This window comes from Streptomyces sp. SID5643, from assembly GCF_009872555.1.
Classification (GTDB): domain Bacteria; phylum Actinomycetota; class Actinomycetes; order Streptomycetales; family Streptomycetaceae; genus Streptomyces; species Streptomyces iakyrus.
On sequence record NZ_WWIC01000253.1, the window covers coordinates 1 to 13,018 of the forward strand.

The following is a 13,018-nucleotide window of genomic DNA, read 5'->3' on the forward strand; positions in this document are numbered from 1 at the left end:
GTGGGGGCGAGGCCTGCCGGTAACGGGGAGGGGGCCCGCCGCTCGGGTGTCGGTCCGCGCTGCTCGTAGTACGTCATGACACCGGCTCCTTCAGCGCACGGTCCGCCGGGACCTCGGCCGTGACCGTCACCGCCGCCGGGTCCAGGTCGCTCGGTGTCGGCATGACGCTGCCGGGGAGCTGGACGGCCGCAGCGCCGTGGGCGACGGCGGAGGCGAGGGCCTCGGGGCCGTTGCCTCCGGCGATCAGGAAGCCGGCGAGGGAGGAGTCGCCGGCGCCCACGTTGCTGCGGACCGCGGCCACCCGGGCGCTGCCGAACCAGGCGCCCTCGTCGGAGACGAGCAGCTGTCCGTCGGCGCCGAGGCTCGCGAGGACGGCCCGGGCGCCCATCTCGCGCAGCTCCTCGGCGGCCTTGACGGCGTCGCCGACGGTGGCGAGGGGACGGCCGACGGCTCCGGCGAGCTCCTCGGCGTTCGGCTTGACCACGTCCGGCCGCTCGCGCAGGGCGGCGAGCAGCGCGGGCCCGGAGGTGTCCAGGGCGATCCGGGCCCCGGCGGCGTGCGCGCGGGCGACCAGCTCGGCGTACCAGGAGGGGGCGAGTCCGCGGGGCAGGCTGCCGCAGCAGGCGATCCAGGAGGCGTCGCGGGACTGCCGGCGCACGGTCTCCAGGAGCAGTTCCCGCTCGGCGCCGGAGAGTTCGGGGCCGGGGGCGTTGATCTTCGTCAGGACGCCGTCGGACTCGGCGAGGGCGATGTTGGAGCGGGTGGCCCCGGCGACCGGGACGGGCGCGACCTCGATGCCCTGCTGGTCGAGCAGGTCGGCGACGAGGGCGCCCGGGGCGCCGCCCAGGGGCAGGACCGCCACCGTGCGCTGTCCCGCCGCGGCGACGGCACGCGAGACGTTCACGCCCTTGCCGCCCGGGTCCATGCGCTCGCCGGTGGCGCGGATGACCTCGCCGCGGTCGAGGGACGGCACCTCGTAGGTGCGGTCCAGGGACGGGTTGGGGGTGACGGTGAGGATCATGCGCGCACTACTTCCGTGCCGCCGCGCTCGATCGCGACGGCGTCTTCGGGGCTCAGCCCGCTGTCGGTGATCAGCAGGTCCACATCGCTCAGGTCGCCGAAGCGGGCGAAGTGCTCCTGGCCGTGCTTGGAGGAGTCGGCGAGCAGCACCACCCGGCGGGCGGCGGCCACGGCCGCGCGCTTCACGGCGGCCTCGGCGAGGTCGGGCGTGGTCAGACCGTGCTCGGCGGAGAAGCCGTTGGCCGCCACGAACAGCACGTCGGCGCGGATCTCGCCATACGCCCTGAGCGCCCAGGCGTCCACGGCAGCGCGGGTGCGGTGCCGTACGCGCCCTCCGACGAGGTGGAGCTGGATGCCGGGGTGGTCGGCGAGGCGGGCGGCGATGGGGAGGCTGTGCGTGACGACGGTGAGGGAGGCTTCCAGCGGGAGGGCGGCGGCCATCCGGGCCACCGTCGTCCCGGCGTCGAGGATGACCGTGCCCTCGACGGGCAGCTCCGCGAGGGCCGCCTTGGCGATGCCGTCCTTCTCGTCGGCGGCGGTCGTCTCGCGCTCGGCGAGGTCCGGCTCGAAGTCGAGGCGCCCGGCCGGGATGGCCCCGCCGTGCACCCGGCGAACCAGTCCGGCGCGGTCGAGGGCCTTCAGATCCCGGCGGATCGTCTCCGCCGTCACCTGGAACTCCTCGGCCAGCGACACGACGTCCACGCGGCCGCCGTCACGGGCGAGCCGGAGGATCTCCTGCTGCCGTTCCGGTGCGTACATGTCCGTTCACCTCCGCCTCATGCCCGAACGTGTGGTTTCAGCGGGAGGCTACGCCGAGATTTCGGCAAAGTAAACAGGTTCGGACCCAACCGGGCATGATCGGAAACGTGGGCGGGCCCGACACCCGAGGGTGCCGAGCCCGATGAGCCCCGATCGCCGCCCTAGGAGACCAGCGCCGGTTCCTTGTCCCCCACCGGCACCTGCTCGCCCTCCACGTGCTGCGCGGGCCGCTTCGGCAGCGCGAACATCAGCAGGAAGATGGCGCCCATCACCGCGGCCACCCAGCCGAGCGCGTTCTGGAAGGCGTCCGCGAAGGCCGGACCGATCTGCTCCGGCCGCAGGTGGTCGGAGATCGTGCCGAAGAACACCACCGACACCAGGCCCAGCCCCAGCGCGTTGCCCATCTGCTGCACGGTGTTGATCAGCCCGGACGCCGAACCGGCGTGCTCGCGCGGCACCTCCGAGAGGATCGCGTCGGTCAGCGGCGCGACGATCAGCCCCATGCCCGCGCCCATCACCACGAGCGGGAGCGCCATCTGCCAGGGCTCTATCGCGAGGCCGTAGTGCCCGGACTCCCAGATGTAGAGCAGCACCCCGGCCGCCATCACCAGCGCGCCCGCCTGGAGTACCTTGCGCCCGAAGCGCGGAACCAGCTTCTGCACCGACATCCCGGCCGCCACCGACACGGCGATCGAGAACGGCACCCCGGTCAGCCCGGCCTTGAGCGGGCTCCAGCCCAGCCCGAACTGCATGTACAGCGTCCACACCAGGAAGAACACACCGAGCGCGACCCCGAAGACGGTCTGCACGGCGATTCCGGCCGCGAAGCTCTTGACCCTGAACAGCGACAGCTCGACCAGCGGGGAGCCGTCCCGCGCGGCCTTGCGCCTCTCGTACGCCACCAGGGCCGCGAGGACGACCAGCGACCCGGCCATCGAGACGTACCCCCACACCGGCCAGTCCAGCTCGCGGCCGCGGATGAGCGGGTAGAGCAGCATCAGCAGGCCCAGCGTCACCAGCGCGACACCCACCAGGTCCAGCTTGAGGGCCCGCGGCGCCTTGGACTCGCTGATGAAGCGGCTGCCGAGGATCAGACCGGCGACACCCACCGGCAGGTTGATCAGGAAGATCGAACGCCACTCCCAGCCGAAGAGGTTCCACTCGGTCAGCAGCGCGCCCAGCAGCGGACCGGACACGGCCCCGAGGCCGACGACCGCGCCGAACAGTCCGAAGACCTTGCCCCGTTCGTGCGCCGGGAAGGTCGCGTGCACGATCGACAGCACCTGCGGCACCATCAGCGCCGCCATGCCGCCCTGGAGGAACCGCGAGGCGACCAGCATCTCCGGGTTCACCGCCAGACCGCACAGCGCGGAGGCGACCGTGAACCCGCCGATGCCGACGAGGAAGATCCGCTTGCGCCCGTGGATGTCGCCGAGCCGTCCGCCGGTGATCAGGCCCGCGGCGAAGGCGAGGGCGTAACCGGCGGTGATCCACTGGATCTGGCTGAAGGAGGCGCCGGACTCGCGCTGGATCGAGGGGATGGCGATATTGACGATCGTCACGTCGACGAGGTCCATGAAGGCCGCGGTCATCACGATCGCGAGGGCGAACCAGCGCCGGCGGTCGGTCCCGCCGCCCGCCGTGCCGAGGGTGGTGTCGGTGGAGTTCATGGTTCGAAGTTAGACCCCCATTAGGTCAGATCGTGTCCTAGTGGTGCGTCATCCTCTTGGGTATGACGACGGACACTCCGGCCCGGCTGCTGACCCTCCTCTCCCTCCTTCAGACGCCCCGCGAATGGCCCGGCGGCGAGCTCTCCGAGCGGCTCGGGGTCTCCCGCCGCACGGTCCGGCGGGACATCGACCGGCTGCGCGAGCTGGGCTACCCCGTGCAGGCGACCAAGGGCGCCGACGGCGGCTACCGGCTGGTCGCCGGCAAGGCCATGCCGCCGCTCGTGCTCGACGACGAGGAGGCCGTGGCCATCGCGGTCGGGCTGCGCGCCGGGGCCGGGCACGCCGTGGAAGGCCTCGACGAGGCATCGGTGCGGGCGCTGGCCAAGCTGGAGCAGGTCCTGCCGGGCCGGCTGCGTCACCGCGTGACCACCCTCCAGGCCGCGACCACCCCACTGACCAGCGGGGACGGGCCGAGCATCGCGCCCGAGACGCTGACCGTCATGGCCTCGACGATCGCCGGGCACGAGCGGCTGCGGTTCGCCTACCGGGCCGCCGACGGCACCGAGTCGCGGCGCCTCACGGAGCCGTACCGGCTGGTGTCGACGGGTCGCCGCTGGTACCTCGTGGCGTACGACATCGACCGGGACGACTGGCGCACGTTCCGCGTCGACCGGGTCAGCGAGCCGTTCGCCACGGGCGCCCGGTTCGCACCGCGCGAACTGCCCACGGGGAGCGCGGCCGAGTTCCTGCGGCGCTCGATGCAACGGCAGCAGCAGTCCTACGACTTCGAGGTCACGTTCGCCGCACCGGCCGACTTCGTCGCCGCCCGGGTGCCCCACTGGCTGGGCACGCCCGAGCCGTTGGACGACGGCAGCTGCCGGCTGCGGGGATCCGCCGGGGACGCGGTGCAGTGGGTGGCGTTCCGGCTGGCGATGCTGGAGTGCGACTTCGTGGTGCACGAGCCGGCGGAACTCGTGACGGCCGTCAGGGAGTTGGGGGCGCGCTTGAGCAGGGCGGCAGGCGGACGGAGCGCGGGCGGGGCGTGAGCCGGCGCGTCACACCGTCCACGGGAAGTCCCGCAGGGCGGCGAGATTGCGCAGGGCGAGCTCCGCCGGGCCGTCCGGCCCCTCGACGGGCCCGTCCCCCGCGGCCCAGGCCTCCAGCGCGGCACGGACGGCGGCGCTCGCCACGGCGGCGGCGAAGCGCAGCTCGGGGGTGATCCCGGGTGACTCCCCCGCGGCAACGTTGTCGCCGCCCCCGGGCACCCCGGTCGCGCCGGACGTCCCCGGGGTGCCTGCTCGTGTCACCCGTTCCGCCAGCACCTCCCCCAGCAGCCGCTCGGACGCCTGGCACACCTCCGCCCACACCCTGCGCAGGGACGGGGTCGCCTCGGCCAGGCGCAGCAGCGTGCGGACCCACTCCCAGGACGACGCCGAGACGCCGACGCCCGGGGTGAGGGTGTGGCGCACACCCAGCTCCAGGGCCCTCGGGACCCCGGCGTCGGCCGGAGCGGCACGCACTGCCTCCACCCAGCGCTGGGCGCCGGCCGCGTAGAGCGGGGCGACGGCCTCCTCCTTGGTGGCGAAGTACCGGTAGAAGGTGCGCGGGGCGATACCCGCGGCCTGGGCGATGTCCTCCGCGCGGGTGGCGCGCAGGCCGTGCCGTACGAAGAGGCCGGCCGCCGCCCGGGCGATCTCCATACGTGTCTCGGCCTTGCGCCGCTCGGTCAGCGAAGGAGGCGAAGGCGGGGTCGGGGTGGTGCTGCTCACGCCCGGCAGGCTATGCCCATGTGACACAATCTGCCATCTGGCGGGCCACCCCGTGGTTCAGGTACGGGGTGGCCCGCCCTCCAGCAAGAAAGCCGGGCCCCGACGTCCGGGGGGAGGGACGCCGAAGCCCGGCTTCGGGGAAAGTCCCGGCGCCGGGGGGAGTGCGACGGGACGTGGCTGTCGAGGGTCGGGGGTGCGACCCGGGTCCGAACTGGTGGACCCAGAAGTCTTGTTCCCTGAGTCCGCGGATTGAAGCAGCGTTACAACGCCATGTTTGCGCGGTCTTTCGCCACCCGGCGTACGCGGTGCTCCCCGGGCGTACACGGTCCGTCACCCACTGGCCGTGGGAGCGGGTCGTACGCCCGGACGCCCACCGCGCTTCACCGGTCTCGCGCCGCCCGGCGAAGCCGAGTTGCTTTGCCGGTCTCGCGCCGCCCGGCGAAGCCGAGTTGCTTTGCCGGTCTCGCGCCGCCCGGCGAAGCCGAGTTGCCCGGCTGCGCGGGCCGGGCGTCACGCCGCCGCGTCGAACCCGGTGCTGCGGGCCAGCTTCTTCAGCTCCAGCAAGGCGTGCTTCTCGATCTGGCGGATGCGCTCGCGGGTCAGGCCGTGCTCCTTGCCGACCTCGGTCAGCGTGCGCTCCCGGCCGTCCTCGATGCCGTAGCGCATCTTGATGATCGAGGCCGTGCGCTGGTCGAGACGGCCGATCAGGTCGTCGAGCTCCTCGCTGCGCAGCAGGGTGAGGACCGACTGCTCGGGCGACACCGCGGAGGTGTCCTCCAGGAGGTCGCCGAACTGGGTCTCGCCCTCGTCGTCCACCGACATGTTCAGCGAGACCGGGTCGCGGGCCCAGTCCAGGACGTCGGTGACGCGCTCCGGGTTGGAGCCGAGCTCGGCTGCGATCTCCGCGGGCTCCGGGTCCCGGCCGTGCTCGCGGTTGAACTCGCGCTGCACACGGCGGATCCGGCCGAGCTCCTCCACGAGGTGGACGGGCAGGCGGATCGTACGGGACTGGTCGGCTATCGACCGGGTGATGGCCTGGCGGATCCACCACGTGGCGTACGTGGAGAACTTGAAGCCCTTGCGGTAGTCGAACTTCTCGACCGCGCGCACCAGGCCGGCGTTGCCCTCCTGGATCAGGTCGAGCAGCGGCAGGCCACTGCGGGGGTAGCGGCGGGCGACCGCGACGACCAGGCGCAGGTTGGAGCGGATGAAGACGTCCTTGGCGCGCTCGCTCGCGTCGACCAGGGCCCGCAGCTCCTCGGGCGAGGCCCCGGCCTTGTTCTCCTCCAGGCCGTCGAGGATCTGCTGTGCGAACACACCCGCTTCGATGATCTGTGACAGCTCGACCTCCTTGGCGGCGTCGAGCAGCGGTGTGCGCGCTATCTCGTCGAGGTACATGCCGACCAGGTCGCGGTCGGCGATCTCGCCGCCATGGGCGCGAACACTGCTTGCCGCGTCGGCCGTCTCGCCGGTGGCGGACTGACGACGGGCGACGGCACGGGTTGCCATGCGAGCTCCCTTGCGATGGTGAGGTCAGCGGGTGGTCCTTCGGACGCTGGACTCCGTCTTCCGGGACTCTCCGGACTCTCCTCGGGTGCCCTGCATCCGATGGAAACAACGACTGGAATCAGGACAGAATTCCCAACCCGGCCCCCGATTTTTCTGATCATGCAGTACCCTGTCCGGCCACGCAGGGAGGCGCGATGCTGTCGGAGCGTACAGAGGCGCAGGTCAGGCCGGGAGTCGAGAGCGACCTCGAAGCCCTCACGGCCCTCTACAACCACTATGTTCGTGAGACAGCGATCACATTCGATACCGCGGTTTTCACTCCGGAGGAGCGCCGCCCTTGGCTGCTCTCCCACCCTGAAGACGGGCCGCACCGCCTGATGGTTGCCACGACGGCGGACCCCCAGGAGATTCTGGGCTACTCCACATCGAGCCCTTTCCGAACGAAGCCCGCCTATGCCACCTCGGTCGAGACGACCGTGTACGTCGCTCCGGACGCCGGCCGGCGCGGCATCGGCACACTCCTCTACACGGCTCTCTTCGAGGCCCTGGCGGGTGAGGACCTGCACCGCGCCTACGCGGGCATCGCCCTGCCGAACGAGGCGTCGGCCCGGCTGCACGAACGCCTCGGCTTCCGGCACGTCGGCACGTACCGGGAGGTGGGCCGCAAGTTCGGCCGGTACTGGGACGTGGCCTGGTACGAGAAGCCGCTGTAGGAACGCCCCGCGGGCAGGTCAGCCGCCGCGACAGGGGCACCCCGCGGGCGCGCCCGCAAGAGGCCCGTTTCAGCCGAACTGCACCGACCGCTTCGCCAGTCCCAGCCAGAACCCGTCGATCACGGACTTCTGTGCGTCCAGCTCGCCCGTCGCGTCGGCCGCGCCCATCGTCACGAAGAGCGGGGCGAAGTGCTCGGTGCGCGGGTGCGCCAGCTGTCCCGCGGGGGACTTGCGGGTGAAGTCGAGCAGGGCGTCCACGTCCCGCGCCTCCAGCGCCCGCCGGCCCCAGTCGTCGAACTCCGCCGACCAGGCGGGGATGCCGCCCTGCCGCAGCGCGGCCAGGTTGTGGGTGAAGAAGCCCGAACCGACGATGAGCACGCCCTCGTCCCGCAGCGGGGCGAGCCTGCGGCCGATCTCCATGAGCCGGACCGGGTCGAGCGTCGGCATGGACACCTGGAGCACCGGGAGGTCGGCCTCCGGGTACATCTCCACCAGCGGGACGTACGCGCCGTGGTCGAGGCCGCGGTCGGGGACGTCCTGGACGGGCGTGCCGGGGGCGCGCAGCAGCTTCCGTACCGACTCGGCGAGCTCCGGTGCGCCGGGAGCCTCGTACGTCACCCGGTAGTAGTGCTCAGGGAAGCCCCAGAAGTCGTAGACGAGCGGGACGGTCTCGGTGGCGCCGAGGGCGAGCGGGGCCTCCTCCCAGTGGGCGGAGACGATCAGGATCGCCTTGGGGCGCGGCAGTCCGGCGGACCAGGCGGCCAGCTCGCCGGGCCAGACCGGGTCGTCCGCCAGGGGCGGGGCGCCGTGACTGAGGTACAGAGCGGGCATGCGCTCCTGGGTGGCGGCGGACATGCTGCGGCTCCTTCCAAAACGTGGTTCCCTAACAAAACTGTACGGACCATTTGTTTAAAGTTCAAGGAGGAGCCACGTACAGTGGAACGCATGAAGGCACCCGCATCCGCACCCGCACCGGGCTCCTCCCAGGCGCCCCAGGAACCGCGCTGGCTCACCGACGAGGAGCAGCACGTCTGGCGATCGTTCATGGAGGGCGTCACCCTCCTCGACGACCATCTCGACCGTCAGTTGCAGCGCGACGCGGGCATGCCGCACGTCTACTACGGCCTGCTGGTCAAGCTGGCCGAGGCGCCGCGGCGGCGGCTGCGGATGACCGAGCTCGCGATGCTGGCCAAGATCACCCGGTCCCGGCTCTCGCACGCCATCGCGCGACTGGAGAAGAACGGCTGGGTGCGCCGGGAGGACTGCCCCGACGACAAGCGGGGCCAGTTCGCCGTCCTCACGGACGAGGGCCACGACGTGCTGCGGCAGACCGCGCCGGGCCATGTGGAGGCCGTCCGCCAGGCGGTCTTCGACCGGCTCACCCCGCAACAGCAGAAGTCCCTCGGCGAGATCATGCGGATCGTCGCCGAGGGACTTCAGCCGGCCGAAGCGGGTGCGGACCTGCCCTGGCTCCGCTGACGCGGGAGCCGGGCAGGTCCTGGATTCCGCAGGTGCGGGGCGTCCCCTTCCCCGCCCTGCGGATGGCCCGAAGGGATGCGGTGCGCGGGCGTCAGTGGGCGACGACCGGGATCTGCACCTCGTCCGCCGCGTCCTGGCCGGAGGACGCCTCCGTCGTACCGCCCGGGCGGCCGGCGTTGACGAAGGTCAGGGCGATCGCGGCGGCCACCACGAGGATGCCGACGGCGAACCAGATGGCGCTGGTGTAGCCCTGCACCATGGCCTCCAGCTGGACCAGTTGCTGCTGGGACCGGCTGGTCGCCCCGGCAATGTGGTCGGCGACGTACGCCGTCGTCGCCGAGGCGGCGATGGTGTTCAGCAGGGCCGTGCCGATCGCGCCGCCCACCTGCTGCGAGGTGTTGACCATCGCGGAGGCGACGCCGGAGTCCCGTGGCTCGACGCCCTGGGTGGCCAGCGACATGGCCGGCATGAACGCCGTACCCATGCCGAGACCGAGCAGCAGCATCGCCGGCAGCAGCAGGGCGGCGTACGAGGAACCGATCTCCAGCTGGGTCAGCAGCAGCATGCCGAGCGCGGCGACCAGGAAGCCGGGCCCCATCAGCAGGCGCGGCGCGACCCGGGTCATCAGACGGGTGCCGATCTGGGTGGAACCGGCGATCATGCCCGCGATCATCGGCAGGAAGGCGAAGCCGGTCTTGACCGGCGAGTAGCCCTTCACGATCTGCAGGTAGTAGGTCAGGAAGAGGAACAGGCCGAACATCGCGATGATCGCGAGACCGAGGGACAGGTAGATCCCGCCGCGGTTGCGCTCGGTGACCACGCGCAGCGGCAGCAGCGGGGCCTTGACCTTGGACTCGACGAACACGAAGGCAGCGAGCAGCACGGCCGAGGCGACGAACATGGCGACGGTCACGGTGTCGCTCCAGCCGTCGGACTCGGCGCGGGTGAAGCCGTAGACCAGGGCGACCAGGCCGAAGGTGGACAGCAGCACGCCGGGGATGTCGAGCGGCGAACGGTTGCGGCCGCCCTCCGGCTCACGGATGACGAAGTAGGCACCGGCCGCGGCGACGACAGCGAACGGGATGTTCACGAAGAACGTCCAGCGCCAGTCCAGGTACTCGGTGAGGAAACCGCCGAGGATCAGGCCGACCGCGCCGCCGCCACCGGCGATCGCGCCGTAGATGCCGAACGCCTTGGCGCGCTCCTTGGCGTCGGTGAACATCACCGCGAGCAGGGAGAGCGCGGCGGGCGCGAGCAGGGCACCGAAGACGCCCTGGAGGGCGCGGGCGCCGAACATCATCGCCTCGTTGGTGGCCGCGCCGCCGAGCGCGGAGGCCGCGGCGAAACCGCCCAGACCGACGACGAAGGCCTTCTTGCGGCCCCACAGGTCGGCTATCCGGCCGCCGAACAGGAGCAGACCGCCGAAGGCGAGGGCGTAGGCCGTGACGACCCACTGCCGGTTGCCGTCGGAGATGCCCAGGTCCTGCTGGGCGGAGGGCAGGGCGATGTTCACGATGGTGGCGTCCAGGACGACCATCAGCTGGGCGAGCGCGATGAAGACGAGCGCTTTCCAGCGGCCGGCGTCCGGTTCTCTGGCCGGTGTGCCGAGGGTCTTCGAGGCTGTTTCAGACATGGGGATACCCACTTCGGGACTTCGTGACGGAAAATCGGGACTTTGTGGCGAAAATGGGTGACGCAACGTTACGACTCGCCTACGGGACGACCGTGGGGGCTGCCGCTGGCTGTCGTCGGCTGCCATTGGCTGTCGTTCAGGGTTCAGACGGGTGGGGCGGCCTGAAACTCATCGGCGAAGCGGTCGGACGAAAACGGATGGAGCTCGACGGACAGGTCTGGTTCGACTCGGGCTGAACGGATTGGTCAGGGCCGGCGCAGGTCCTCCAGAGTCACGGCCGTGCCCGGGAGGGCGGAGCGGGCGGGAGCCCGCAGCCCGTCCAGGAACAGCTGGAGATGACGGTGGACGAAGCGGTCGGCCCGGAAGCAGTCCGTGCCGGCCGGGGGCCGGCTGAGCTGGGCCACGGCGATCATGACGTCCCCCACGTCCACGTCGGACCGGAGCTGCCCGGCCGACCTGGCGCGGTCCATGACCTCCGCGACCTGCCGCTCGACCCGTTCGCGCGCGGCCTCAAGATCCGGATGGTGCTGGTCGAACGTGCTGGAGATCATCGGGCACAGCGCGCTGATCCGCTCGTCGGCGGCGGCGTGCACGAAGCGCTCCAGCGCCTCGAACGCGTCACCGGTCTCGGCGAGCGCGGCTTCGGCGGCCGCGGTCGTACGGTCCATGACGGAGCAGACGACCTCGCGGACGAGCGCGTCACGGTCCGGGAAGTTGCGGTACACCGTGGCATTGCCGACCCCCGCCCGGCGGGCGATCTCGTCGAGCGGCACCTCGGGGCCGTGCTCGACGAACATCTCCCGGGCGGCGGTGACGATCCGCTCCCGGTTGCGCAGGGCGTCGGCGCGAGGCCGGGGCGCCTTGCGCGCTTCGGGGGTGGCGGTCTGCACGATGCACTCCTGGTGAGTGAGGGCGATCCGGGGACTGCATCCCCGTTTCGGTCGGACACATGGCTAAACGGGGAGTAGGTCCCCGGTATTTCCCGCTCCCGCAGAAATTCCTTGTGACCTGGCTCACAAGGCCCTCGGTCCCTACCGACGGGAAACCCACGATCGGTCTCTCCCAGCGCGCGCCCCGTCACCCCGCGACGCAGGGTGATCGCAAGGGTGCAGCCGGAGACCGGGGGCTGCCGTGGCGCGGGAGGTCCCTTGCAGATCCCTTGCATACAGCCGCGGCCACGGCGCCCCCACCGGCCGCCCTGCGGGCCAATGGACGGCACCGGGCCGCCCGGCCACCGGATACCCAGGCGCCGACTGGCCGCCCTGGCCTGCGTGACCGCCCTGACCTTCACGGTCAGCACCTCGGCGGGCACGGGCCGACTCGCCCCGGGCGCCAGTACGGCGGGAGCGGGCCCCATCACCCTGTCCCACACCTCCGCACACGGCCCCTGCATGATCCGCAGCGCCCGCGAGGTCCAGATGTCCGAGGGCATCCCCACCTCAGCCGGTTACACCCGCTCCACCGGCACCGTCCGCGCCCTCACCCTCATGATCGACTTCTCCGACGCCCCCGGCGAGGGTGACGCCCTGGACCGCTTCCACGAGTTCTTCCCCAAGACCCGCGACTGGTTCCGCACCAGCTCCTACGGCCGCCTCGACTACCGCCCCGAGACCCCGATACCCGGCTGGCTGCGGATGCCGAAGTCGTTCCGCGAGTACGGCATAGAGCGCGGGGCTCCGTTCGAACCCGGTTACCGGACCCTGGTCGAGGACCTGGTGGCCGCGGCCGACCCGAAGGTGGACTTCCGCGCGTACGACCTGCTGAACGTCCTGGTCACCCCGAACGCCGGCCCCTCCGCCCTGGACACGGTCCTGTCCGTCACCTTCGCCGGCAACCTGGAGGCACCCAGGGCCGACGGCACACCCGTGGCCAACGCCTCCTTCGTCTACTCCCGCCAGGACGACGGCTCCGGCTCCTACGACCGCACCGGCTACCGCGTCCTCCCCCACGAGAACGGCCACGTCTTCGGCCTGCCCGACCTGTACACCGCGGAGGGCGGGGGCGCGGTCGGCCACTGGGACATCATGAGCGAGGACTGGGGGGCCAACAACGACTTCCTCGGCTGGCACAAATGGAAGCTCGGCTGGCTCGACGCCGCCCAGGTCCACTGCGCGGCCTCCCCCGGCACCACGGAGTACACCCTGACGCCCCTGGCCCTCGCCGGCGGCTCCAAGCTGGTCTTCGTTCCCCTGGATGCCCGAACCGGCTACGCCGTAGAACTGCGCACCCGCGCCGGCAACGACGAGGCGGTCTGCCGCCCGGGCGTCCTGGTCTACCGGGTCGACGCGGAGGTGGACACGGGCATGGGCCCGGTCACCGTCGTCGACTCCCGCCGCGACAGCGGCGGCTGCACACGCGCGCCGAACGTCCACGCGGAACTGTCGGACGCGCCGTTCACGCCCGGGGAGACGTTCCGTGACGCGGGGAGGGGGATCACGATCGAGGTGACGGGGGTGGGGGCGGGAG

Annotated in this window: 12 protein-coding genes; 4 read left to right on the top strand and 8 right to left on the bottom strand. The window is 71.7% G+C overall.

The window, feature by feature from the left end:
• Positions 1–73 precede the first annotated feature (73 nt).
• The 3 genes from pfkB to GTY56_RS28345 form a co-directional block, all read right to left on the bottom strand.
• On the bottom strand, positions 74–1,021 hold the full coding sequence (gene pfkB / locus GTY56_RS28335) for a 1-phosphofructokinase (protein WP_161368163.1): 948 nt from the start codon (positions 1,019–1,021) through the stop codon (positions 74–76).
• Entirely contained in the window at positions 1,018–1,779 is a 762-nt protein-coding gene (locus tag GTY56_RS28340; RefSeq protein ID WP_033314575.1) for a DeoR/GlpR family DNA-binding transcription regulator, read from the bottom strand. Before GTY56_RS28340 ends, pfkB begins: the two co-directional genes overlap by 4 nt.
• Positions 1,780–1,940: 161 nt before the next feature.
• Positions 1,941–3,449 (bottom strand): MFS transporter, encoded by a 1,509-nt coding sequence (locus GTY56_RS28345; RefSeq protein WP_161368164.1) that lies wholly within the window; start codon positions 3,447–3,449, stop codon positions 1,941–1,943.
• A gap of 62 nt (positions 3,450–3,511) precedes the next feature.
• Between GTY56_RS28345 and GTY56_RS28350 the strand changes: the two genes are divergently transcribed.
• Positions 3,512–4,495, top strand: coding sequence for a helix-turn-helix transcriptional regulator (locus GTY56_RS28350; protein ID WP_161368165.1), 984 nt, complete (start codon positions 3,512–3,514; stop codon positions 4,493–4,495).
• A gap of 9 nt (positions 4,496–4,504) precedes the next feature.
• Here GTY56_RS28350 and GTY56_RS28355 read toward each other — a convergent pair whose 3' ends face one another.
• Together GTY56_RS28355 and GTY56_RS28360 are read right to left on the bottom strand one after the other, a co-directional pair.
• Positions 4,505–5,218 (bottom strand): TetR/AcrR family transcriptional regulator, encoded by a 714-nt coding sequence (locus tag GTY56_RS28355; RefSeq protein WP_346345608.1) that lies wholly within the window; start codon positions 5,216–5,218, stop codon positions 4,505–4,507.
• 510 nt (positions 5,219–5,728) lie between these two features.
• Positions 5,729–6,727, bottom strand: a complete 999-nt coding sequence (locus GTY56_RS28360) for a sigma-70 family RNA polymerase sigma factor (protein WP_033314571.1) — start codon at positions 6,725–6,727, stop codon at positions 5,729–5,731.
• A 194-nt stretch (positions 6,728–6,921) separates the two neighbouring features.
• Between GTY56_RS28360 and GTY56_RS28365 the strand changes: the two genes are divergently transcribed.
• A complete protein-coding gene (locus GTY56_RS28365; protein WP_161368166.1) occupies positions 6,922–7,440 on the top strand; it encodes a GNAT family N-acetyltransferase in 519 nt (172 codons plus the stop codon).
• A gap of 69 nt (positions 7,441–7,509) precedes the next feature.
• Here GTY56_RS28365 and GTY56_RS28370 read toward each other — a convergent pair whose 3' ends face one another.
• Positions 7,510–8,295: a dioxygenase family protein gene (locus tag GTY56_RS28370; RefSeq protein WP_202510850.1), complete on the bottom strand. Its 786-nt coding sequence runs from the start codon at positions 8,293–8,295 to the stop codon at positions 7,510–7,512.
• A 90-nt stretch (positions 8,296–8,385) separates the two neighbouring features.
• On the opposite strand from GTY56_RS28370, the gene GTY56_RS28375 reads away from it, so the two are divergent.
• The gene (locus GTY56_RS28375) at positions 8,386–8,919 is read left to right on the top strand and encodes a MarR family winged helix-turn-helix transcriptional regulator (RefSeq protein ID WP_161368167.1); all 534 of its coding nucleotides are present in this window, start codon (positions 8,386–8,388) and stop codon (positions 8,917–8,919) included.
• Between the two features lie 91 nt (positions 8,920–9,010).
• Here GTY56_RS28375 and GTY56_RS28380 read toward each other — a convergent pair whose 3' ends face one another.
• Positions 9,011–10,552 carry an MFS transporter gene (locus tag GTY56_RS28380; RefSeq protein WP_161368168.1) on the bottom strand — a complete coding sequence of 514 codons (1,542 nt, stop codon included), beginning with the start codon at positions 10,550–10,552 and terminating at the stop codon, positions 9,011–9,013.
• A gap of 245 nt (positions 10,553–10,797) precedes the next feature.
• Positions 10,798–11,442 (bottom strand): TetR family transcriptional regulator, encoded by a 645-nt coding sequence (locus tag GTY56_RS28385; RefSeq protein ID WP_161368169.1) that lies wholly within the window; start codon positions 11,440–11,442, stop codon positions 10,798–10,800.
• Positions 11,443–11,760: 318 nt separating this feature from the next.
• Here GTY56_RS28385 and GTY56_RS28390 point away from each other — a divergent pair.
• Positions 11,761–13,018: M6 family metalloprotease domain-containing protein (locus GTY56_RS28390; RefSeq protein ID WP_161368170.1), on the top strand; the 1,258-nt coding region annotated here is incomplete at its 3' end.

Coding starts and splice junctions, on each gene's coding strand:
- GTY56_RS28380 (WP_161368168.1), bottom strand. CDS start 10,552: ATGTCTGAAACAGCCTCGAAGACCCTCGGCACACCGGCCAGAGAACCG.
- GTY56_RS28365 (WP_161368166.1), top strand. CDS start 6,922: ATGCTGTCGGAGCGTACAGAGGCGCAGGTCAGGCCGGGAGTCGAGAGC.
- pfkB (WP_161368163.1), bottom strand. CDS start 1,021: ATGATCCTCACCGTCACCCCCAACCCGTCCCTGGACCGCACCTACGAG.
- GTY56_RS28350 (WP_161368165.1), top strand. CDS start 3,512: ATGACGACGGACACTCCGGCCCGGCTGCTGACCCTCCTCTCCCTCCTT.
- GTY56_RS28360 (WP_033314571.1), bottom strand. CDS start 6,727: ATGGCAACCCGTGCCGTCGCCCGTCGTCAGTCCGCCACCGGCGAGACG.
- GTY56_RS28375 (WP_161368167.1), top strand. CDS start 8,386: ATGAAGGCACCCGCATCCGCACCCGCACCGGGCTCCTCCCAGGCGCCC.
- GTY56_RS28370 (WP_202510850.1), bottom strand. CDS start 8,295: ATGTCCGCCGCCACCCAGGAGCGCATGCCCGCTCTGTACCTCAGTCAC.
- GTY56_RS28345 (WP_161368164.1), bottom strand. CDS start 3,449: ATGAACTCCACCGACACCACCCTCGGCACGGCGGGCGGCGGGACCGAC.
- GTY56_RS28340 (WP_033314575.1), bottom strand. CDS start 1,779: ATGTACGCACCGGAACGGCAGCAGGAGATCCTCCGGCTCGCCCGTGAC.